Raw genomic sequence first — 22,436 nt, forward strand, 5'->3', positions numbered from 1 at the left:
GAGACTCATGACTGACACTGCTGAAGTGGTCGACGTCGCGGTCATCGGGTTGGGGTACATCGGCCTGCCCACGGCAGCGGTCCTGGCCCGCGCCGGGCTCGGCGTCGTCGGGGTGGACCGGGTCCGGGAACGTGTTGAGGCCGTCAACCGTGGAGAGCTGCCCTTCCTGGAGGAGGGGCTGGCCACTGTGCTGGCCGAGCAGGTCGAGGCCGGCCGCCTGCGCGCCCAGACGATGACGCCGTCGGCACGGACCTACATCATCGCGGTGCCGACCCCGTCGACGGGTCGGGACCACATGGCCGATCTGTCTCTGGTGGAAGCCGCCACCAGGCAGATCGCCCCACGTCTGACAGGCGGAGAGCTCATCGTCCTGGAGTCGACCTGCCCACCCGGCACCACTCGCGCTTTGGCCGAGACGATCGGCTCGATGCGCCCGGACCTGTCAACGGACGGCAGCGGCTCGCGTCCCCGAGTGCACCTGTCCTACTGTCCCGAACGCGTGCTGCCCGGCCACATCATGGCGGAGATGGTGACCAACTCCCGGGTCATCGGCGGCCTGACCCCCGAGGCCTCGCAGCTGGCCAGAGACCTGTACGCCACCTTCTGCGCCGGCGAGCTGGTCCTGACCGACGCCACCACCGCCGAGATGACCAAGCTGACGGAGAACTCCTTCCGCGACCTCAACATCGCCTTCGCCAATGAGCTGGCCCTGGTCTGCGAGCGGGTCGGGGTCGATGTCTGGGAGCTCATCGACCTGGCCAACCGTCATCCGCGGGTCAGCATTCTGCAGCCGGGCCCCGGCGTGGGTGGCCACTGCATCGCCGTGGACCCCTGGTTCCTGGTGTCCTGTGCTCCGGAGGAGACCAGGCTCATCCGCACGGCCCGCCAGGTCAACGACTCTCGGCCGGCCCACTACGTCGGGCGCATCCTTCAGGCCCTGGAGGCCGCCTCCTCGCCGACCGTGGCGGTGCTCGGCCTGACCTTCAAGGCCGACGTCGACGATCTGCGTCAGTCGCCCGCGCTCGCGATCACCGAGCAGGTGGCCGCCGCAGCGCCCCACGCTCGGATCCTGGTGGCCGAGCCGCACGCCAAGGAGCTTCCGCCATCTTTGGAACGGCGAGGCAATGTGCGGCTGACCGGGTGCCGGCAGGCCGTCGAACAGGCTGATGTCGTGGCGGTGCTGGTCGGCCACCAGGAGTTCGCCGACCTCGATCCGCTCCTGCTCGAGGGACGCAACGTCATCGACACCACGGGGCTCTGGCACTCCCGCGCTCCCCAGCTGACGGGGTAGAAGGACATGGGCGGCCGGCTTCTCAGACGCCTCATCGGTGCTGCTGCGCGGGGCATGCACCGGCCCCGACTCAGCGTCATCGTCCAAGCGGCGGGGGCCGGCCCTCACCTGGAGGGGGCCGTACGCTCCGTGCTCAACCAGACTTTCAGGGACCTGGAGGTCCTGGTCGTCGTCGAGCCGGGGGCCGATGCGCACAGCCCTGGCGAGCAGGTGGCCACTCGCCTGTCCGCCAGGGACCGGCGCGTCCGGGTCGTGCCCGCCGTCCGGGGCAGTGACCCGAGCGGCTGGCTGGATGCCGCCCTGAAGCGGGCCAGGGGGAGCCTGGTCACCGTCGTCGACGGCGGTGATGGACTGATCGCCGGTGCCTGCCAGTCGATGATTCGGTGCCTGGAGCAGTCGGGATCCCAGGCCGTCGTCGCGCGCTCGCGGCCCTTGACACCGGCAACCGGGGCCTGGCCGGGGTCGGAGCCTCCCCGCGCGCCTCGCCTCGCGCAGCCGCTGGCTCGGGCACCCGAGGCGGCTGAGGAGCTGGTGGCCGGCGCCGTCATGGCTCGCCGACAGCTGTGGGCGTCGTCGAGGTCGCCCGGTGCGCTCCGAGCCCCTGCGATGTCCCTGCCGGCCAGGACCCTCGCGGTGCTTCTGGCCGCGATGCGCACGGACGTGCTGGATGAGGAGGTCTACACCTGGCGCGCCGGCTCACTGGCTTGTGGCCCCGGTGCGCACACCGATCCCGGCGGCCTCCTGGCGGAGGTGGACGCCTTGGCGCAGCTGGCTGCCGACGCCCCGGAGGCCGTGCGTCGGTGCCTGGTCGTCGGACGCCTGAGCCGGGACCTGGTTCGTCTGGCCGAGCGCGCTGACCGGGAGGGGCCCGACTTCGCCGGCAGGCTGCGCCGCACCGCGAGAAGGGTACTCGCCGATGCCGGTGACTTCGTGTGGGAGTCGACCGGGCTGCTCGACCGGCTCGTGCTGTGGCTCCTCATCCAGCACGATCCGGCCTGCGCTATGGAGCTCGAGGAGCTGATCGGTCGACGCTGTGAGGACCTGGGCCGTCTTCCCCTGACCATCGAGGCGGGGACTGTGCGCCCTGAGCCGCGATTCCTGGAAGGGCTCACGGTGCCCCGCGGGCTTACCGAGGTCCGGGACGTTGACTTAAGGCTGCACGTCGGCGTTGACACGGTGCGCTGGCTGGGCCCCAGGACCCTGGAGGTGCGTGGCTGCGCCTGGGTCTGGGGAGTCGACCCGGGCCTGACCGACCGCCCGTTCGTTGAGGTGGTCGATGAGGCCGGGCGAGTTCGGGGCTGCACCGAGGTTGATCGCTGTGAGGCGCCCCGAGCCGACCTGGAGGCCGGCGACCCATGGCGCTCCTACCTCACTTCGGGGATCGTGGTGCGTCTCCAGCTCGAACCGGGTCGCTGCGCCTGGTTCCGGGTGGTGACCCGCGTGGCCGGGCGAAGGGTGCGGGCGTGGATGCCGCAACCGGCCGGCTCCAGCAGGAGCCGCCTGGCGCCGCCGGAGTCCGGGCAACGCCTGGAGGCGCGCGGTCAACGGGGGCTGCTCCAGGTCGCCCCGGCACCGAGTGGGAGACGGGGAAGCGTCACGCTGTCCGATGGGGAGATCGACGTCGTGCTCCTCTGCGCGCGCTTGGACATCGACACCGGGCTGGTGCTGAGTGGAACGGTGACGGCGGCCCCGGCGAGGCTGGACATCGTCCTGGGTGGCAGGGCCGCCAGGGGCGGGGCGATGACGGTGCCGGCCGTCCTGGCGCCGGGCGGCGGCTGGTCGGCGCGCATCGACCTGGCCGATCCCGATGTCGGGCTGGGGACTTACCCGGTGGGCTGGAGCGCCGTATCGCAGGGGGAGCCCGACCACCGTGTCGAGGGGACCTGTCTGGCCGGTGAGGGGATCGACGGCCCGGCCCTCGAGGTGCCCATCATTCCGGCGCCCAGCGGCTGCGTGGCGGTACCCGAAGATGGCGTCACCGGGGCGGGCTCCGGGCGCCCTGCTCGCCGTGCGCGGATCCTCACTCGCTTGGACGGCTCCGTGGCCGTGGCCGTCATTCCCCCGCTGACTCCTCACGAACGCTCACGACGGGGTCACCGGCTCCTCATCGAGCGCGCGGCGGGCCCCCTGAGGGCGGGCGTGTTCCTGGAGTCCTTCGGCGGGCGCAGCGGGGGAGACAACCCGGCCGCCATCTGCGAGGACCTGGCGGCCCACGGCGTGGCCGCGCCCCTGTGGTGGTCGCTTGTCGACGGGACGGTTCCAGTGCCGGCAGGCGCGCGTCCCGTCGTCGTCGGATCGCCGCAGTGGGTGGAGGCTCTGCGCACCTCTCGCGTCATCGTCACCAACGATCACCTCCCCTCCTGGTTCTCCAAGCGTGAGGGCCAGCACCTGCTCCAGACCTGGCACGGCACTCCGATCAAGAAGCTGCTGCGCGACGCCCCTGGAGCCGTCACCCCGAGATACCGGCGGCTCATGGACCGCCAGGTCCCCCAGTGGGACCTGCTGCTCGCCCAGAGCCCGCAGGCCGGTCGGCGCCTTCAGCAGGCGCTGGGATATCACGGGCCGGTTCGGGTCGGGGAGTACCCCCGCAACGTGAGGCTGCTCGGAGGTGCCCAACTGCGAAGGCGGGTGCGCCACGAGCTCGGTATCGGTTCGGGACGGCCGGTCGTTCTTTACGCCCCGACCTGGCGCGAGAGCCTGCGGCCTGCGACGGGTGCAGCCGGATGCGGTGCCGCGGGCGGGCCGCAGGCGGCGGGGGCGCTGGACGGGGCGCGTCTGGCTGATCACCTCGGTGCGGCGGTCCTCATACGCAGCCACCACATGAACCGGGCCGCTCGTGTCCGAGGGATGGTCGATGTCAGTGGGTACCCGAGTGTTGAGGAGCTCATGGTGGCGGCCGACGTCCTGGTCTCGGACTACTCGAGCATCTTCTTCGACTTCGCTCTGACCGGGAAGCCGGCAGTGGTCTACGCGCCCGACCTGGCCTCCTACCGAGATGTTGAGAGGGGCCTGTACGGTGACTGGCCCCTTGACTCGGGACTGCCCGTCGCCGTCGACTACGAGGGGCTCACCTCCCACCTGCGGCGGATCCTCGGCGATATCGACGACGCAGAGAGCGGCTGCGCTCTGCCGGAGGTGGATCCCGTGCCGATCCTGGACAACCTTGCCTGGATCCGTGGATGGGTCACTCGTTTCCTCAGCTGATAAGCGACCGGAAGGACGGATGAGCCGCAGCTCTCAAAAGAACTGGAAAGAACAATTGTCATGAGGGCGTGAGGAGACCAGGAAAGGTGGGGCAGGCCTCTTTGTGACATTCGATAGTGAACATCATGTATTTCGGTACCATATCGGTATGGCATCGATTCTATGACATCTTCGATATCGGTTCGGAGCATAGGGAATACTCACGGTGGTTTGTCCGGAGTGTTGTTGTGGGCGAGCCTCGAACGTCCAACCAGGAAGTGGCCACATGAAGCGCGTGATTACCTATGGCACATATGACCTGCTCCACTATGGTCATATTGCGTTGCTGAAGCGTGCGCGAGCGCTGGGGGACTTCCTGGTGGTGGCGCTGTCCAGTGACGAGTTCAATGCCGGAAAGGGTAAGCAGGCGTACTTCTCCTACGAGGAGCGCAAGGTGATGCTCGAGGCCATCCGGTATGTCGACCTCGTGGTGCCCGAGCAGACCTGGGGTCAGAAGACCGAGGACATCGCCAGGTACGGTATTGATGTCTTCGTCATGGGGGATGACTGGGACGGCGAGTTCGATGATCAGCTTAAGGGGTTGTGTGAGGTCGTCTACCTCCCGCGGACTCCGGAGGTCTCGACAACTCAAATCAAGAGTGATATGCGCCTGGGCTGAGTGGCATGCTGTGAGACGGCTTGCCGTGCGGGTTGAATCGGGCCGTCGAGTGGGGATCTGGTCGGGATTTGCTGCGTGCTGCGTCAACGGGTACAGAATTTAGTCCGTGAAATGTTCATGTTGAAATAAGGGTAATAAGGGCGATGATGATGAGCAAGGATGCTGTTCTCAGAAGAATGGGACGTGCTGTTTCCGGCCGCCTGCAGCTGCCGGCTGCCACCCGACTGGTGCGCTATGCCGCCGCCAGGGAGTACGAGGACGGTAACCTGGCGGAGGCCAAGCGCCTGTATGAAAGGCTCTCTGAGAGCGGCCACGACTCCGCCACGCGGCTGCGTCTGGGAGTCATCGCCGAGCGTCAGGAGCGGTTCGATGCCGCCTTGAGAACCTACACCGAGGTGGCCGACCGCGACCCCGCCTGCGGAGAGGCCTTCTACCGTGCCGGCTGCCTCCTCAAGCGTCAGGATGATCCAGAGGGGGCCTCCGTCTTCTTCTCGCGAGCTCTCTCCTCAGGGGTGCGGGACCGGCGCTACTCGGAGAACCTGCTCGCCTGCCTGCCCGCGAGCACCCCGCAGTGGCAGCGTCTGGAGGTTCTGCTCTCCGGTCTGCCCGAGCACGAGAACGACGCCGCCTGGTTGCGCAAGCTCCTTCAGGCTCAGCTCCACCTGGGGCTGAATGGGCCGGCCAGGTGCACCCTGGACGCCCTGGCCGACGTCGATGAGCTCAGCGCGCAGGAGCTCTTCGAACAGGGGGTCATCGCCCACCGCGAGGGTGATCGGGCCTCCGCCGCCGCCAGCTTCGCCGCCGCCTGCGAGGCTGCCGGAGGAAAGGCCCGCAGCAAGGGGCCGGCCCAGTTCGCGTGCTCCCGGGGAGACTGGAGGCTGGCGGCCGAGCTCTTCGAGATCTACCCGGGAGAGGGACTGTCCAGGGTGGAGCTGGCCTACGAGCTGGCCTACTGCCTCGACCGTCTGCGCGAGCACGAGCGGGCGCAAGGACAGTACGCCCTGGCCGCCTCGCTGGACACGGGCAACGGGCACACCCTGTACAAGCTGGGACTCGCCTCGGAACGCGTCGGCGACCTCGCCACCGCGGAGCGCTCCTACCAGGAGGCCCTGCGGACGCTCAAGAAGCCCGCACGCAGCTGGTGGAACTATCGCCGTGGCGTCTGCCTGGCAAGGCTGGGACGCTATGACGAGGCCCTGGAGTCCTTCTGGGCCTACCTGGGGCCGGCCCCGCGCGGGCTGGCATCGGTGTCGAATCAGCTGGCCAGCACGGGCTTCCTCGACCTGGTCCGCGCGAAGAGCACACCCCCGCCTCGGCAGCGGCCGGAGGATCTGGTCGAGTCCACTATCGGTGACATCATGCTCGGCCTTCACCAGGCTCTCGGCTCCCGCGACGCTACGGGCGATCCCGGCGCCGGTGAGGCGATCCCACCCGCGGCGGCGGGTAAGGCCGCTCAGTCCATCCGCCATATTCTCCCGCTGGTGCTCAAGGGGGACCGGAACCACCGCCTGGTCCTGGCCCAGCTGGCCCAGGACGCCGGACAGGCGGAGCTCGCCTGCGAGATCCTCGAGCAGGCCGAGGAGTTCGGCTGCAAGGACGGGCTGGACCCGCGGGCCTACGGGCGCACCGCGGGAGCTGCCCGCAACATCCGCTACGCCGAGGCCCTGGAGGTGCTTCCCGTCAGCCCCCACCTGGTGCTGTGGGAGTCCAACCACGGAGCCTCGATCGGCTGCCACCCCCTGGCCGTCTTCCGCTGGATGGTGGACCGGCCGGAGTACTCCCACCTCATCCACGTGTGGGCCGTCAACGACCTGGGCGCCATCCCCGCGGATCTGCTGGGGCGTCGCAACGTCGTTTTCGTCCCCCTGCACAGCACCGAGTACATGCAGTACCTCGCCACCGCCGGGTACCTCGTCAACAACGTCTCCTTCGCCCCCTACTTCGTGCGCCGCCGCGAGCAGCGCTACCTCAACACCTGGCACGGCACCCCCTTCAAGACCCTGGGGCGGTCCATGCGGGGAGGCCTGCTCGACTACGAGAACCTGCAGCGCAACTTCCAGCTGAGCACCACGCTCATGGCGCCCAATGAGCTCACCCGATGGGCGCTGGTCGAGGACCACGATCTGCTCGACGTCTACCGGGGCCGCACCATCATCACCGGTTCCCCCCGTCTGGACACCTCGCTGACGACGAGCGCTCAGGACCGCAAGGCGCTGCGGGGGCGCCTGGGACTGGCTGAGGACGATGAGCGCCGTCTGGTCCTGTTCGCCCCCACCTGGCGCGGCGGCGTCGGCAAGCGGGAGCTGGACCGCGAGGCCCTGGTCGCCGACCTGACCGCCATGGCCTCCCGCGACGACGTGCTCGTGGTCTACCGCGCCCACCGCCTGTCCGAGAAGCTGCTGGCCGGCGTCGATCTGCCGGTGAACGTCGTGCCCAAGGACATCGACACCAATGAGCTGCTGGCCGCCGTCGACGTCCTGGTGACCGACTACTCCTCGATCCTGTTCGACTTCCTGCCCCAGAAGCGCCCCATCGTGCTCTACATGCACGACATCGAGGAGTATCGGGCCGAGCGGGGCCTGTACCTCGATCCCGCGGAGGTCCCCGGGCTGGCCTGCTACGACCGCGGCGAGCTGGCCTCAGCCATCGGGCGAGCCCTGGACGGGGAGGGGGTCGCCCCCCAGGAGGCCCTCGCCCGCTACTGCCCCTACGAGGACGGGCGGGCCTCGTCACGCCTGGCTCGAGCCTTCTTCGACGACGACCTCGACCACGGGCAGCAGGCGATTATCAGGGACCATGCCCTTGACTCGCCGCTCGGCGACGGTGCTCGTAAGCGCCGCACCCTCCTGTTCCACGCCTCCATGATCCCCAACGGGATCGCCTCCGCCCTTCTGGCCCTCCTGGAGGCGCTCGATCCGGCGCTCTACTCGGTGAACCTCATCGTTGAGCCCTCCGTCCTACGCGACAACGAGGACCGTCAGGAGATCTTCCGACGCCTGCCCAGCCACGTCCACGTCATCTGCAAGCCCGGGGCCGCGCCCTGGCGGATCCACGAACGGGCCTGCGTCAACGACTTCGCCCGCCACCCCGACGCCTTCACCTCGCAGAGCTTCTGGGACTGCTACTGGGCCTACTACGAGCGCGAGACACGCCGCATCCTGGGCGACTTCGTGCCCGACGCCGCCATCGAGTACGACGGCTACGCCGAGACCTGGGTCTCGCTCATCGCGGCCTGGGGGCGTCGCGGATCGCGTACCTCCTGCTACCAGCACAACCAGATGGACAACGAGTACCGGGACAAGTACCCGGGCCTCAGGCGCGTCTTCGCCCTCTACGGAGATGTCGACGCCGTCGTCGCCGTCAGCCCGGGACTGGCCCGACACAACCGCAGTGGGCTGGCCGGGCTGGGCATCGACCTCTCCCAGCGCCAGGTCTCGGCCCGCAACCTCCTTGACGTCGAGCGGGTTCGCCTCGGGGCTCAGGCACCCGCCCCCGAGGCCTTCACCGCGCTGAAGAACGAGCACGACATCGTCCTTGCCACCATGGGGCGGATGTCGATGGAGAAGAACCAGGCGGCTCTCATCGAGGCGCTCGCCCTTCTGCGCGAGCAGGACGGCACCCAGGGCGGCACCGCTCAGGGGCTGAGCATCGGCCTGGCGATCGTCGGTTCCGGGGTGCTCGAGGGGACGTTGCGGGCCAGGATCGACTCTCTGGGCCTGTCCGGGCACGTCACGCTGCTGGGACAGATGGATAACCCGTTCCCGGTCCTGGGCGGAGCCGATCTGTTCGTCCTGCCGTCCCTGCATGAGGGGCAGCCGGTCACCCTGCTGGAGGCGATGACGCTGGGAACCGGGGTCGTGGCCTCCGACCTTCCGGGCAACCGGGAGCTGATCGCCCTCGGATACGGGGTTCTGAGCGGGACCTCGCCTCAGGACATCGCTCAGGCGATCCGCAAGGCTCTGGCCGATCCCCGCCTCGCCCACGGAGACTTCGACGTTCAGGAGCACAACGCGCATTCACTGCGGGACACCCTGGAGGCGGTGCTCGGCCCCGAGGCGCTCCACCAGCAGCCCAAGGGGAAGTCGGCTTCCAAGAGGCAGCGGCGCAAGCGTGCGGCCTCGCGAGGGACGTCCGCATGACGTGCCCCCACGGGTCACGGCCCGCATTGGCTCCCCGGGCAATGGCCTCCTCCTCGATGCCGGCCGGCAAGCCCTCAGTGGAGCTGGAGGAGGTCCTGCAGCACGTTCTGCAGGGGCTGGGCGGTGGGGAGGACACCAAAGCGGCGCCGCGTGTCGCCGTACTCGTAGACCACCCTCAGCCCCACCTGAGCAACTGCATCGCGCTGGCGCTGGGAGCGCGCGAGCTGATCGTCTACACGATGCAGGACGAGCAGGACGGGCGCCCCGGGGCTGAACCGATGGCGAGCTCCGGTCTCATCGGCCTTGCCCGGGTGGTTCCCTTCACGAACCAGATCGACCTGCACCAGGCCCTGGCCACTCATGGTCGGTTCGACGTCCTCGTGGACGCCCTCACCCACAGCCCCGGCATGCGTGCCTTGGCCGCCCAGCTGTTCATCGGTATTGTCCGCGACGGCGGGTACTACGTCGCCATCGACGGCGCAGCGCTGGGCGAGAGCTCCAACACCGCTGAGCTCGTCACCCGGGCCTCGCGCAGTCTCGCCGTCCTGCACGGCGCCAAGGGGGCGTTGAGCGGGGACGAACGGGCCTACGGCGAGCAGGTGGCCGCACTGACCGTCCTCGATGGCGGCGTCGTGCTGCGCAAACGAGGAGACGGCTTCGTCAAGCTCCGATACGCCGAGACCCCGCCGATCCTGTCCGCCCGCTACGGCGAGTCCTGGGGGCGTCCGCTGGAGATCCTCCCCGCCCGGGTCACCCCGCTGGAGGTCATCGGCGTCACTAACAACCGGGGGCTGTGCGCCAAGCGACTGCCGCGCGAGAACCGGATCCCCGAGACCTCGGTCCTGGAGTACCGGGACGTGTGCATCGCCCCCCGCCAGGTGCTTGTCAAGGATCATCTCCTGCTGCCCAACACCTTCCGCCTGGCCACGACCAAGCGACTGGTCAACACGGCGCTGAAGGAGCTCAACCACTACTACGCCGCGCCCACGGTTAACACGGAGTCGGCCCCAAGGCTCGGAGGAACCTTCTTCCACCTGGACCTTGAGTACAACCGGCACTTCGGCCACTTCATGACCGAAGCGGTCCCACGGCTCTACGCCTGGGAGCTGGCACAGGCGACGCACCCCGACATCCGGATCCTCACCAACAGCAGGGCTGACCGCGGCCGTCCCCCTGCCTACCAGCGCATCCTCCTGGAGGCCTACGGCATCGACGACGACCAGGTCGAGGTCATCACCTCCCCGGTGAAGGTCGACGCCCTCGTCTGCGCCATGCCCCTCATGCAGAACGGGCGATTCGCCGACCCGCGCCTGGCCCGCACCTGCCACCGGCTGCGCGACGGCCTGCTGGAGCGATCCGAGCCCAACGCGAAGCCCCACCGCAGGCTCTTCATCTCCCGCAAGCCCGATATGTGGTGCGAGTGCCTCAATCGTGACGAGCTCGAGGAGCGCTTCACCCGCAGGGGCTTCACCGTCATCCGGCCCGAGGGCCACTCCATCGTCGAGCAGGCCCGCATGTTCTACGAGGCCGACGTCGTGGCCGGCTACATCGGCTCAGCCCTGTACAACATCATGTTCGCGCGCCGCCCGATCGACGTCATCGGTTTCATCAACCAGTCCTACCTGGCCACCAACGAGTACCTCATCTGCTCGGCGCTCGGCCACCGCCTGCACCTGTTCTACGGTGACGAGATCACCGACGGCAGGGAGAAGGACTGTGAGGGCCGGGACCTGGGAGTCACCAACCGGGACTACGTCTTCAACGTCGAGCGCGACGGCGACCAGCTCGACGAGCTGCTCGACTCCCTGGACGAGACATGGGGGGAGTCATGAGCTCGCCGGAGAACCATACCTCGCCTCGGATCGCCCCCGAGCTGCGCCGCGCCCTGTGGCACCTGCGCCACTCCGGGGTGACGGGGCTGCGCGAGCACCTGCGCCGTCGTAGGGCCACCGCCTGGGCCCGCCCCCGCAGGCGGGCCTTGAGGAGACGGGGCCGGATGCTCCTGCCGGACTGGCCCCTGCCCTTGCCACAGGAGAACGGGCCGCATCACGACGTGACCGTCGGGGTGATCGCCGATGAGTTCACGGCGCTCGCCCTGGACTACGAGTGGCACTCCGTGCCCCTGACCCCCACCCGCTGGCGCGAGCAGGTTGAGCAGACCCCCATCGACCTGCTCTTCGTAGAGTCCGCCTGGCACGGCAATGACGACGCCTGGCGCTTCCAGGTCATCGGCTCCCAGGGTCCCTCGGGCCACCTTAGGGACATGGTCACCGCGCTGCGAGGCCAAGGAGTGCCGACGGTCTTCTGGAACAAGGAGGATCCCGCCCACTACGACGAGGCCATCGAGACCGCCCGCCTCTTCGACTGGGTCTTCACCACCGATGAGGCGATGGTGGAGCACTACCGGCGAGACCTGGGGCATGACCGCATCGGGATCCTGCCCTTCGCCGCCCAGCCCGCGATCCACAACCCGATCCGCCTGCTGGATGAGACGGGGCGCCCCGTACCCCTGAGGGATGTCGCCTTCGCCGGCACCTACTTCGCTCACAAGTACCCCGAGCGGCGCGCGCAGATGGAGATCGTCCTGGGCGGCGCCCACGACGTCTCGGCACGCCTGCCCCACGGGCTGGACATCTTCTCCCGGTACCTCGACGGTGACGACACCTACCAGTTCCCGCCTCCCTGGGACTCCCACGTGCGCGGCAGCCTCACCTACACCCAGATGCTCAGCGCCTACCGCGCCTACGCCGTCTTCCTCAACGTCAGCTCCGTGGTGGACAGCCCCTCCATGCTTCCGCGCCGCGTCATCGAGGTCCTGGCCTGCGGCACTCCCGTGGTGAGTACCCCGACGCCGGCCACCGACCGCCTTCTGCCCGCAGGAGCCCTGGCCAAGGTCACTGACCGTGCCCAGGCCGGGCACACCGTGCGCGCGCTCGTGACCAACCCGGTCCTCGGGGAGTACATGACCTACCTGGCGCAACGGGAGATCTGGAGCCGGCACACCTACAGCCACCGCGTGGAGACCGTGCTACGGGCTGTCGGCATGGGGGAGTGGGCCAGGCGCAGACCCACCATCGCTCCACTGGTGTCCACCATCCGGCCCGAGCAGGTCGACCACGTCCTTGAGACTCTGGCCCGCCAGCAGCAGGTGACGATGGCCCCGGTCATCCTCACCCACGGCTTCACTGTCCCGGCCCGCAGCAGGGCCCGCGCCCGTGAGCTGGGCCTCGAGATCGACTGGGTCACCGCTGAGACCAGCACTCCCTTAGGAGGCTGCTACAACCTCATGCTCTCGCGGGTCGAGGCCGACTACATCGCCAAGATGGACGATGACGACCTTTACGGCGATCACTATCTCTTCGAGTCCCTCGCTGCGGCCGACTACGCCCGTGCCGAGGTCGTGGGCAAGCACGCCCACTACCTGCACCTGACGGGCCCGGACCTGACGGTGCTGCGCTTCGCCGACTGGGAGCACCGCTATACGACTTTCGTCTCTGGGCCGACCCTGGTGGCTCGGGCGGACCTGGCGCGCGAGGTCACTTTTCCCGAGACAGCCACCGGGGAGGACACCGGTTTCCTCAGTGAGAGCACGCGTGCCGGGGCCCGTATCTATTCGGCCTCCCGATTCGGGTTCGTCCAGCGGCGAGGGACGACTTTCGGACACACCTGGGACATCTCCAACGCGGAGGTGCTGGCTACGTCCACCATTAGTCATTGGGGACCACCCCACGAAATGGAGATGCCCACCTCATGAACGCCCGCAGTACCGAGACCTTGCACGTCATCATCATCGGTTCCGCAGGTGGTCAGGACACACTCGACTCTCTTGACCAGGACTCGCCTGAAGGCGGGATCGTCCCCATCGGCTGCCCCGATCCGGCGGGGCTGGGCCAGGTTCTGCGCCCCCTGGCCGCAGGGACCCGGGTCCTGCTCCTCAAGGCGGGAGACAGGGTCGAGTCGGGCTATGTCACCTCATTGGCCCAGCCCGGCACTGGCAACGCCGTCGTCCTCACCCCGACCGTGACCATCCGCCCCGACGGCACCCGCGACGAGCGGCTGCAGTGGCGCTTCAATCACGGCAGCCGCACCGCTGACTTGACCGTCGAGCCCCACATCTTCCCGGACACCGTCAGCGGAGCGGTGCTCACCATCCCCCGCCGCGGCCTGCAGGACTGGGACGGATCGGGCGTCCTCCACGGCGTGGATGACGCCGTCGGCGCTGAGGCCACCGCCGCTGATGACGAGAACACCGCCCTGAGCGGGCTCATCGCCCACATCGTGGCCACCGGCAACCGGCTGGGTCTCCACGGCGGCCCGGCCGTCATCCGTCGTGCTCCCAAGCCTCCCGGACCCTGGGAAAGGATCGACCACTACCGCCACCTGCTGGGCACGGTGCTGCCGACGTGGCTGCAGGTCGGAAGTCCCCCACCCGCCTGGGTGCACCAGCTCATCATCCACCGCCTCATCCAGGTCACCGACGCCGATCGCGGACTGCGCTACCCCTCGGCGGGGCTCACGGCCGCCGAGCGCGCTGAGGTGGCCCAGCTTCTGCGCGCCGTCACCCGACGCGTCCCCGCTTCCCAGATCGAGGCGTACTGTTCCACGCCGCTGGCCGTGGGCCGTCGTACCGCCCTGGTCGCCATGGCCGCCGGCCCCATGCCGGCCCCGATCCTGCCCTCGGGGCGCAGGTTCCGCAGCGACCAGAAAGCCACCTACTTCTACACCGGTGACATGCCTCAGGAGCAGTGGAAGGTGGATGGCGCCTGGGCCCAGCCGACCAGTGCCAAGACGGTCGATCACCGCTACTTCGACGACGTGGTCCTCCACGAGCGCATCGTCTGGCTGCCCAAGGGCCAGATCACCGCCGTCATCAACGCCCGGGAGCTTCCCGTGGCCCCCTACCGGGGCAACCCCAGGCCGCCTCAGACGCCTCCGGGTCGAGGCCGCCCAGGAGCAGCCTCATCCGGGCTGCGCCGGCGCCTGGCCCGGCTCCTGCGTCACAGCCAGGCGCAGGAGAACCAGCGGGCCGGCGGCACCTCACCGGTCCCGCAGGCTTCTTCCGCAGCTGCCTCCGCGACCTCTTCGGCGCCCACCCCGTACACCGCCTCATCCCCCTCCGACTGGCCCCGCACCTGGCTCTACATGGACCGTCACGACAGCGCCGGCGACAATGCCGAGCCGCTGTACCGCTATGCCCGCACCCACGCTCCCAGCGTCCGGCACATCTTCGTCATCGAACGCAGCTGCCCGGACTGGGAACGCCTCGCGCAGGACGGCTTCGTCCTGCTGGACCCGACCGGTCCCGGATTCGACGCCGCATGGAGCGGTGCCGAGACCATCCTGCTGTCCGACATCGGCGACCCGCTCATCGCAGGCCGCCTCACCGGTGCGGGCGTCGGCCCCGACCAGCGCCTCATCTTCCTCCAGCACGGTGTGACCATGCGCGACATGTGGCGCTGGTTCAACGGCGTCCGCATGGACGTCGTCGTGTGCGCCACCGCAGCCGAGCAGGCCGGGCTGACGGCCGACCACACCTCCTACACCCTCACCGACCGAGAGGTCTGGCGCACCGGCTTCCCCCGCCACGACCACCTCCACAGCCTTCTGGGACGTGAACGCGACAGCATTCTGCTGGCCCCCACCTGGGATCCGGAGGTCTCACGCGCCCTGGAGAGCGACCCCGACGCCGTCGGGCTCCTCAGCACGCTCTACCGGCCCTGGCTCGAGCTGGCCGCGGGCCTGACCCAGGACGGTCACCGCACCGTCCTGTTCGCCCATCCCAAGCTGGTGCTGCACGCACCCGAGTGGTTCAGGGCCCTGGGCGTGCCCGCCGTCACCGGCCGCGACCTGCCCGAGACCCTGGTCCGCTCCTGGGCAGTCGTCTCTGACCGCTCATCCGTCCTCGACGAGGGCATGATCGCCGGCTGCGTCGGCATCGTCTGGGACCCCCGAGCACGGCCGGACACGGATCGCTATCGCGTCCGTCACGAGGCCATCGGAGCCATCGGCGTCGACACCTCCGCACAGGTGCATCAGGCGGTGGAGGACGTCGTCGCCGGCCGGCTCACCGCCCCCGAGGACCTCATCCTGCTCGACGCCGGAGCCTGCGCCCGCCTGACCGCGCTGCTCCGACGCGACGTGATCTGATGCGGGCCCCGGTGCCGGGGACCCCGCCGATGCGCCGCCGCACGCCCCTGGTCAGCCTCATCGTCCCCGTCTACGGGGTGGCCCCTTACCTGCCCCGCTTCCTGAGCTCGCTCGACGCCCAGGACCACCCGCACGACCGTCTCCAGGTCGTGCTCGTCCTGGACGGGGCCTGCGACGACTCACCGCGGGTCTGCCGGAGCTGGGCGAGGCGAACCGACCTCGACGTCGAGGTCGTCGAGACGGACAACGGTGGACAGGGCCGCGCCCGAAACCTCGGGATGGGACGGGCCCAAGGGCAGTGGATCGGCTTCCCCGATCCCGATGACTGGCTCGCCCCCGACTTTCTCACCCGGCTCCTGGCCGCCAGGCGCCGTGGCGACGTCCTCCTGGCCGGGCGTACCCTCATCCACCAGGGCGGCGCTGAGATCCCCCACCCCCTCGACTTCCGCTTCCAGCTCGGGACGGCTCGGGCCGACGCCGCCCAGCAGCCGCAGGCCATCCAGCTCTCCGTCCACGAGTGCCTCATCCGGGCCGACCGGGCGCTCGCGGCCCGATTCCCCGAGGACCGCGAGGCACCCACCTTCGAGGACGCGCTCTACCTGGGACGCATCCGAAGCCGCTGGGGCCGGATCGTCTACGTGCCCGAGGCCGTCTACCACTATGACAAACGGGTCTCAGGGGACTCCGCGGTCCAGACCGCCTGGTCGAGGCCGGGCCGCTACGTCGCTCAGATGCGCACGCGCTACCACGCCCTTCTCGATGCCGCCGGTGGCGCCCCCTGGGCCCAGCAGACGATCCTGTACGACCTGGGCTGGTACTTCGGGGTCGTCGACGCCGGCCGGATGCCCCCCGAGCCACCCGGACTGGGGCAGGAGCACGCGGCCGAGATGCGCAGGCTGGCGCAGCGCCTCGACTCCGAGCAGATCCTCCGCAGCCCCTGGGGGAACCTCGGAGCCCGGGACCGGGCCCGTCTCCTGCTGTGGAAAGGCCGGCCCGAGGTGGCGGTCGTGCGCGACGGCGAGGTCACCGAGCTGTGTACCGCCGAGCCTGCCGGCCGGCAGGCGGAGCCCCTGGGCTACGCCGGGACCGACGTCGGCTGGGTCCTCACCGGGGTCGAGGCGGCGCAGTGCTACTCCGGCACAGACGTCCCCCGCATCCCCCTGTGGCCCCGCCGGCCACGGCTGGCTGATCCTGGCCCGGCCAGGACGGTGCGCCTTCGCAGGCTGCTGGGGCGTCGTCGCTGAAGCGGGCCGGTCCCAACCGGACCGACGCCGCCTGCCGCACGCGGCGCAGCTCAGAGCGCCGGGGCGAGGCTGCGCGGTGCCAGGGCGATCTCCAGCTCGTCGGCGACCCACGAGTACAGAGAGGCGGCGTAGTGGAAGGGGGCGGCCCCCCAGCGGTGCGCGTCGTCGGCCACCACGAGCTCATCGGGCACCTGCAGGATCCGCAGGTCGGTCTCCTGGTAGACGAGGTCGATGTAGCGGGTCATGACCCAGTTGGCCTCCATGGCCGTCTGCCCCCAGCTCGGGACGGTTGACATCCCCGAGGTGGTCCGCGTCGCCCAGGGAACGTTGATGAGGATCGTTCGCCTCGCCAGGTCGAGCCGCTCCAGGAGGGCGTGGAAACGCAGCAGGGCGGGGCGCCACAGGTGCAGGTGCTCGGCCGTCCCCAGCTCGAGGAACCTGGCGGGAAGCCCCTCGTAGAGGCCGGCCGTCAGCGCCTCGGTCGAACGCGTCAGGAAGGCCCCGGGGGAGGTCTCCAGGACTCCGAGCCGCTCGTCGGTCAGGTCCCACAGCAGGAGGTCGGTGTATGAGGCGACGGCCGTCAGCTGCGCCTCCAGGTTGCCCACCATGTCGGACAGGAAGGACCGGCGGGCGAAGGACGATCTGAGCAGGGACAGATCGAGGTCTCCCACGTCGGCCGGGCGCCCCGCGCTGATGAGGGACTGACGGGCGATGTAACGCTCCACGCTCCAGCCCCGCTGCTCCATCTCACTGGCCACGTCCCTGGCCACGCAAGAGCCGTAGACCGTGATTCGTCCTGCTGTCATCGTGCTTTCCTCACTGTGCATGGTCATACTCCTCGAGCGTGTCGGTAGGGCAGCGTGCGGCTCTCCGAGCGTTGGATCCGCACTTCCGCCGGTTTCCACTTCTCCCGGCACTCGGCCAGGATCGTGGCGGCCTTGTCCGGCTTGTTCTTGGCGATGTTCCAGGACCACCAGCGGTAGTCGTGGGCGATCTGGGGCCCCGGGCCATCACCGATGAGCTCGCCATCCATGAGCCACAGCGCCCGGGTGCACATCTCCTCGATGACCTGTGCGGCATGGTTGACGATGAACACCGTCCCGGCGGCGCACCGCAGCTCGGTCATCTTGTTCTCGCTGCGCTCCTTGAACGCGGCGTCACCGGTGGACAGGGCCTCGTCGATGAGGAGGATGTCCGGGTTCGCCGCGGCGGCGATCGCGAACCGCAGACGCGAGGACATTCCCGAGGAATAGGTCTTCATCGGGCGGTAAATGGCCTTCCCGATCCCGGCCAGCTCAATGACCTGCGGAATGATCGCCTCGATCTGCTGGGGAGTCAGCCCCATGGCCAGGCATCCCAGGCGCACATTGCGCTCGCCGGACAGCTCGGGGACGAGGGCCGCGTTGACGCCCAGGAGCACCGGGGTGGAACGGGCGCTCACCGTTCCCGAGGTCGGCGTCTCCAAGCCGCCCATGACGCGAAGCAGTGTGGACTTCCCCGCGCCGTTGCGACCCAGGATCCCGATCGACTCCCCGGCGCGCGCCACGAAGGAGATCCCCTTGAGGGCCTCGACCCTCACGTTGGGCCTGTGTCCGGTCAGCCCCAGGACGATCTTCCGCGCCACGGAGGCGGCGCGCAGCTCCTCGACGTCCGTGGAGGGCGCCCGGTAGCTCACCCGAATGTCGTCGACGACGACGGTGGCGGTGCCGATGCCGGCCTCGTGACTGTCGGCCGCGGTCATGACTGCGGCAGACGAGTCGCCATCGGGTGTCATCGTGACGATGGGGGAGGGCGTCGTCGTATCCTCCGGCTCGCCGGCCTGAAGGGTCGCAGACTCGTTCCTCAGTCCGGTCTCAGCGTTCGACACCGTAGGCCTCCTCCTTCTCCCAGAAGAACACGAAGGAGACGGCGGTCAGCCCCAGTGACCAGGCACCGAGGATGAGCCACATGCGCATCTGCGGGACGCGCTGGTACAGGATCGCGTCCCGATACATTGTGATGATGAGGTATCCGGGGTTGAGGTCCATGGCCCGCAGCATCAGCGGGTGATTGATGAACCGTTCGTAGGAGAAGAAGACCCCGGAGGCGTAGAACCAGAACTGAGTCAGGAAGGGCCAGATGTTCCGCATGTCCGGGACCGTCGTCGTGATACGGGAGGCCGCCAGCGTCAGCCCCAGGCTTAAAAGCACCTGAAGAGCCAGGACCGGGACGATGAGGACCCAGTGCCAGCTCGGCCAGGTGTGAGGGGGAAGGACCACCACGAGAACGAGGAGCGCGATCATCGGCGGGACCAGGTCGATCGTGCAGCGAATCGTGTACGACGCGGGCAGGGCGGCCCGAGGGAAGGAGAAGCCCCGAATGAGGTTCCTCCCGGCGACGATCACCTGGCTGCCGCCGGTGACCGCCCGCTGCAGCGGCGGGAAGAACGTGACGCCGATGACGAGGTAGCCGATGAAGTTGTCAATACCGCGGCTCGTTTGCAGGAGCAGCCCGAAGACGAGGAAGTAGACGATCGCGTCGAGCATCGGCTTGGCGATGAGCCAGGCGTTCCCCAGGAAGGTGCCCCGTTGAGAGCCCAGGGCCTTGGCCCGGGCGTCGGCCCAGATGAAGTGCCGGCGTTGCCAGAGCTGGCGGATGTAGGCCACCAGCGGTGGGCGCCGTCCCACCGGGTAGAGCTCGCTGAGCTCGACGACGCTGACACTGACCTGCGAGCTTTGCCCCCAGAACGGCTGCCCATCGGGCCACGGGGTCCAGGACACCCTGCTCATACCAGCTCCTTGTAGATCTCGGCTTGACGGACTGCGTTGCCGCTCCAGGTGGGCAGCGTCTGATGTGTTGGGGGCAGAAGCTCTCCAGCGGCCAGTCGGGTCAGCACGTGGCTGAGCGCCTCCACGTCGCCGGCCGGGAAGGACCGATTTGCTGATAGGGCGGTGATCTCGTTGAGCGCGGGAAGGTCGGAGGCCACCACCGGCCGGCCCAGCGCCATTGCCGTCATCGGCTTGAGCGGTGTCACCAGCCGGCACACCGGTGTATCCAGCCTCGGCACGCAGAAGACGTCCAGGGCCTGGTACCAGTCCAGGGCCTTGGCACGCTCCACCCGTCCGGGAAGGACACACGCCGAGGTCTCCAGCCCCAGCTCTCCAGCCAGGGCCACCAGCCCGGGACGGCTGCCCCCGTCACCCACGACGGCGCACCGCACGTCGACCCCTCGAGCGCGGCAGAGTGCCACGGCCCGCATCAGCACGTCGAATCCCTCGTAGCCCACCATGGAGGAGACGCTGCCCACCCACAGGCCGTCGCGGGGCAGTCCCAGCCGTTGGCGGGCATCTGCCGGCGAGTACCTGGTGGCCTTAAGGGCCTCCTGGTCCACGGCGTTGGGAACGACCGTGATCCGGCTGGGCTCGACCCCCCGGACCGCGAGGTCCTCGGCCTGGACCCGTGAGAGGACGACGACGGCGTCGGCCCGCCTGGCCATCTCTGCCTCCTTGGCTCGTAGCAGCGCGAAGCGCTCAGAGCTCAGTGCCTCGGCCTGCTGACTCACCGGCCTGGAGGCCACCCAGGTGCACTCCAGTACCCCGCGCATCTCGTAGACCCAGGGCAGGCCGTAGGAGCGGGCCACTGCCTGGGTGACCAGGGCGTTGACGTAGTTGGTGGTCGTGTGCAGCACGTGGGGGCGGAACGCCTCCACCTCCCGTGCCAGCAGGCGGCTCATCTGAGTCAGCCGGGCTATCGGTGCGGCCTGGGTGCGTGCGGGAAGAAGCCTCCGGTAGGTGACTGCGTCGACGACGTCGGTGGCCTGAGCCGCGGGCCTGCCGATGATGACGGGGTAACCGATGCGTGTCACCGCCCGCACGTCGATGCCGGCGCTGGACTGGGCCTGCAGGAGCGCGTGCGAGCGCACGGTGTAGCCGGACTGAGTGTGGGGCAGAGAGCTGGTCAGCAGGTGAAGGACTCGCAGCGGTTCACCGGGGTCTGGGACGGTCCAGCCCGGTGAGGGGGACAAGCGGGGCAGGTGGAAGCCCTGGCTCATCATGGCGAGCTGGGAACGCAGACGGGCCCACTGTGCCCCGGAGCCGGGCGCTGCCTCCAACGTGCTGAGCGCGGCGCTCAGGTGTCCGCGGGACCACAGGTCTCGCGCGCGCACCGCGGGGCTCAGGCCCTCGGCGTCAAGATGCCTGCGCTCGGCGGAACCGAGGTGGATCGCCATCTCGGCGGCGAGCCGCCGGCCCAGGGCCGATCGCGGTACCGCCCGGCTCAGCGCGTCACCGGCGCAGTCCGGTCGGTCGGCGATGAATGCCGACAGCGCTCGGCGCACCTCGCGCTCGCCGGCCCCGATGCCGAGTGCCCGTGCGCACCGGCCGCGCCAGGGCTCAGGCAGCCGACGTGCTCCCTTAAGAGCCAGGAGCATCGGATCCTCGACCAGCTGCCGGGTGGCGGAGGTGCTCAGCAGCACCAGGTTCCTCAGGATCTGGACGTCAGTCACCGGCCACCTGCCTCAGGAGGGACTCGTAGCGGTCGGTCATGGCCTCGGCGTCGGCGTGGTCCGCCAGCCAGCGCCGTCCACCCGCCACGTCCAGACGGCTGCGGTCAGCGGCCAGGGCGCCCCACAGGGACGCCAGGGCCTGCGGGTCCTGCGGGGCGGTGACGTCACCGCAGCCGGCGTCCTCCACGATGCGCCGGGCCTCCCCGTCCACCGAGGCGCACACGTGCACTCCGGCGGACATGATCTCGTAGAGCTTGGACGGGACCGTCACGGACATGGCCGGCCAGTTCTGCAGGCTCACCAGGGCCGTATCGGCCCAGGCGTAGTGCTGAGCCACCTCGGTCCAGGGCACAGCAGGATGGATCTCCACGGGGGCCCCGAGCCTGCGGGCAAGGGTCGCGACCTCCTGGAGCTGAGCACCGTCGCCGACGATCCGCAGGACGACTGGGGTGCCGTTGCGCTGAGCGATGTGCGCGGCCCTCACCGCGAAGCCCAGTCCCTGAGCGCGCCCCACTGTCCCCAGGTACAGCACCTTCAGGACGCCGTCCGAGCGGTGTCGGTCGGCACCTGTCCGGCCCGCCTGCACCGTGGCGCCGGTGTTGCGCACCGTCACTACGCGGCGTACCCCGCGGGAGCGCAGGACCTGGGCGAAGGAGTCCGTCGTTGTCACCACAGCCGCGGCCTCCCGCTCCAAACGGGTGATGAGCGGCGGTAGGAGGCAACGCGCACCCCGACCGACGACGTGAAGCCGGCGGGCTCGGCGGGCCTGTGTGATGGCCGATGGGCAGTCGGGGGACTGGGACCACTGCGCGGCCGATAGGAGCAGATCCGGCCAGGCGTCGCGCAGCTCCACCACGACCGGACGGTGCAGGACCCTGCCGACGGCGAGCGCAGCCGGGAGGGTGGGGAGCCCGGGAACCGAGCCGAGGACGACATCGGGGCGGTTCACTCCCCGGAAGCGCCCCACCCCCAGGCGCACGGAGTCGGCTGCCGCGACCATCTGATCGACGCCTCGTGCGCACACTCCGCTGCTGTAGAGGCGGAAGATCGTGCGATGCACCATGGCTCCGGTGACGTCCCGCCTGATCGAGCCGGCCATGTGGGCCTGGCCGCCCTGCAGGAGACGACCTCCCGGGTAGTGGGGAGCCGGAGCCAGCACCGCCAGCTCGTGGCCCCGTGAGATCAGCGCCTTGGCCAGCCGGTTCCAGCGGCGTTGAGGAGCGCCGACCTCCGGTGCCCAGTAGTGCGTGAGCAGAAGGATGCGCATGTC

13 protein-coding genes are annotated in these 22,436 nt (G+C 69.3%); 8 read left to right on the forward strand and 5 right to left on the reverse strand.

Features of this window, described 5'->3' with window-relative positions:
• Nucleotides 1-7 precede the first annotated feature (7 nt).
• The 8 genes from wecC (at nt 8) to RIV14_RS09000 (ending at nt 16,683) form a co-directional block, all read left to right on the forward strand.
• The gene (wecC, locus tag RIV14_RS08965; RefSeq protein ID WP_075371683.1) at nt 8-1,291 is read left to right on the forward strand and encodes a UDP-N-acetyl-D-mannosamine dehydrogenase; all 1,284 of its coding nucleotides are present in this window, start codon (nt 8-10) and stop codon (nt 1,289-1,291) included.
• A gap of 6 nt (nt 1,292-1,297) precedes the next feature.
• Nucleotides 1,298-4,495, forward strand: coding sequence for a CDP-glycerol glycerophosphotransferase family protein (locus RIV14_RS08970; protein WP_075371684.1), 3,198 nt, complete (start codon nt 1,298-1,300; stop codon nt 4,493-4,495).
• A 265-nt stretch (nt 4,496-4,760) separates the two neighbouring features.
• Nucleotides 4,761-5,153, forward strand: a complete 393-nt coding sequence (gene tagD / locus RIV14_RS08975; RefSeq protein WP_075371685.1) for a glycerol-3-phosphate cytidylyltransferase — start codon at nt 4,761-4,763, stop codon at nt 5,151-5,153.
• 176 nt (nt 5,154-5,329) lie between these two features.
• Complete coding sequence (locus RIV14_RS08980) at nt 5,330-9,292, forward strand: CDP-glycerol glycerophosphotransferase family protein (protein ID WP_256698985.1); 3,963 nt, start codon at nt 5,330-5,332, stop codon at nt 9,290-9,292.
• A complete protein-coding gene (locus RIV14_RS08985) occupies nt 9,289-11,124 on the forward strand; it encodes a glycosyltransferase family 61 protein (protein WP_081381785.1) in 1,836 nt (611 codons plus the stop codon). The genes RIV14_RS08980 and RIV14_RS08985 overlap by 4 nt, the downstream gene beginning before the upstream one ends.
• Nucleotides 11,121-13,046 (forward strand): glycosyltransferase, encoded by a 1,926-nt coding sequence (locus RIV14_RS08990; protein ID WP_075371885.1) that lies wholly within the window; start codon nt 11,121-11,123, stop codon nt 13,044-13,046. The genes RIV14_RS08985 and RIV14_RS08990 overlap by 4 nt, the downstream gene beginning before the upstream one ends.
• A complete protein-coding gene (locus RIV14_RS08995; protein WP_075371687.1) occupies nt 13,043-15,439 on the forward strand; it encodes a hypothetical protein in 2,397 nt (798 codons plus the stop codon). Before RIV14_RS08990 ends, RIV14_RS08995 begins: the two co-directional genes overlap by 4 nt.
• A gap of 29 nt (nt 15,440-15,468) precedes the next feature.
• On the forward strand, nt 15,469-16,683 hold the full coding sequence (locus RIV14_RS09000; RefSeq protein WP_256698988.1) for a glycosyltransferase family 2 protein: 1,215 nt from the start codon (nt 15,469-15,471) through the stop codon (nt 16,681-16,683).
• Nucleotides 16,684-16,733: 50 nt separating this feature from the next.
• On the opposite strand, the gene RIV14_RS09005 is transcribed toward RIV14_RS09000, so the two are convergent.
• Genes RIV14_RS09005 through RIV14_RS09025 form a run of 5 tightly spaced genes read right to left on the reverse strand, consistent with a single transcriptional unit; the run spans nt 16,734 to nt 22,433 of the window.
• Nucleotides 16,734-17,510, reverse strand: coding sequence for a DUF6270 domain-containing protein (locus RIV14_RS09005; RefSeq protein ID WP_075371689.1), 777 nt, complete (start codon nt 17,508-17,510; stop codon nt 16,734-16,736).
• Nucleotides 17,511-17,512: 2 nt separating this feature from the next.
• Entirely contained in the window at nt 17,513-18,550 is a 1,038-nt protein-coding gene (locus tag RIV14_RS09010) for an ABC transporter ATP-binding protein (RefSeq protein WP_075371690.1), read from the reverse strand.
• A complete protein-coding gene (locus tag RIV14_RS09015) occupies nt 18,537-19,451 on the reverse strand; it encodes an ABC transporter permease (protein WP_075371691.1) in 915 nt (304 codons plus the stop codon). Before RIV14_RS09015 ends, RIV14_RS09010 begins: the two co-directional genes overlap by 14 nt.
• Nucleotides 19,448-21,166: a glycosyltransferase family 4 protein gene (locus RIV14_RS09020; RefSeq protein WP_075371692.1), complete on the reverse strand. Its 1,719-nt coding sequence runs from the start codon at nt 21,164-21,166 to the stop codon at nt 19,448-19,450. The genes RIV14_RS09015 and RIV14_RS09020 overlap by 4 nt, the downstream gene beginning before the upstream one ends.
• Nucleotides 21,159-22,433, reverse strand: a complete 1,275-nt coding sequence (locus tag RIV14_RS09025; RefSeq protein ID WP_075371693.1) for a glycosyltransferase family 4 protein — start codon at nt 22,431-22,433, stop codon at nt 21,159-21,161. The genes RIV14_RS09020 and RIV14_RS09025 overlap by 8 nt, the downstream gene beginning before the upstream one ends.
• Nucleotides 22,434-22,436 lie beyond the last annotated feature (3 nt).

Origin of the sequence: Actinomyces acetigenes (assembly GCF_031296635.1) — a bacterium.
Taxonomy (GTDB): domain Bacteria; phylum Actinomycetota; class Actinomycetes; order Actinomycetales; family Actinomycetaceae; genus Actinomyces; species Actinomyces acetigenes.

Coding starts and splice junctions, on each gene's coding strand:
- RIV14_RS08970 (WP_075371684.1), top strand. CDS start 1,298: ATGGGCGGCCGGCTTCTCAGACGCCTCATCGGTGCTGCTGCGCGGGGC.
- tagD (WP_075371685.1), top strand. CDS start 4,761: ATGAAGCGCGTGATTACCTATGGCACATATGACCTGCTCCACTATGGT.
- RIV14_RS09025 (WP_075371693.1), bottom strand. CDS start 22,433: ATGCGCATCCTTCTGCTCACGCACTACTGGGCACCGGAGGTCGGCGCT.
- RIV14_RS09005 (WP_075371689.1), bottom strand. CDS start 17,510: ATGCACAGTGAGGAAAGCACGATGACAGCAGGACGAATCACGGTCTAC.
- RIV14_RS08995 (WP_075371687.1), top strand. CDS start 13,043: ATGAACGCCCGCAGTACCGAGACCTTGCACGTCATCATCATCGGTTCC.
- wecC (WP_075371683.1), top strand. CDS start 8: ATGACTGACACTGCTGAAGTGGTCGACGTCGCGGTCATCGGGTTGGGG.
- RIV14_RS08985 (WP_081381785.1), top strand. CDS start 9,289: ATGACGTGCCCCCACGGGTCACGGCCCGCATTGGCTCCCCGGGCAATG.
- RIV14_RS09015 (WP_075371691.1), bottom strand. CDS start 19,451: ATGAGCAGGGTGTCCTGGACCCCGTGGCCCGATGGGCAGCCGTTCTGG.
- RIV14_RS08980 (WP_256698985.1), top strand. CDS start 5,330: ATGGGACGTGCTGTTTCCGGCCGCCTGCAGCTGCCGGCTGCCACCCGA.
- RIV14_RS08990 (WP_075371885.1), top strand. CDS start 11,121: ATGAGCTCGCCGGAGAACCATACCTCGCCTCGGATCGCCCCCGAGCTG.
- RIV14_RS09000 (WP_256698988.1), top strand. CDS start 15,469: ATGCGCCGCCGCACGCCCCTGGTCAGCCTCATCGTCCCCGTCTACGGG.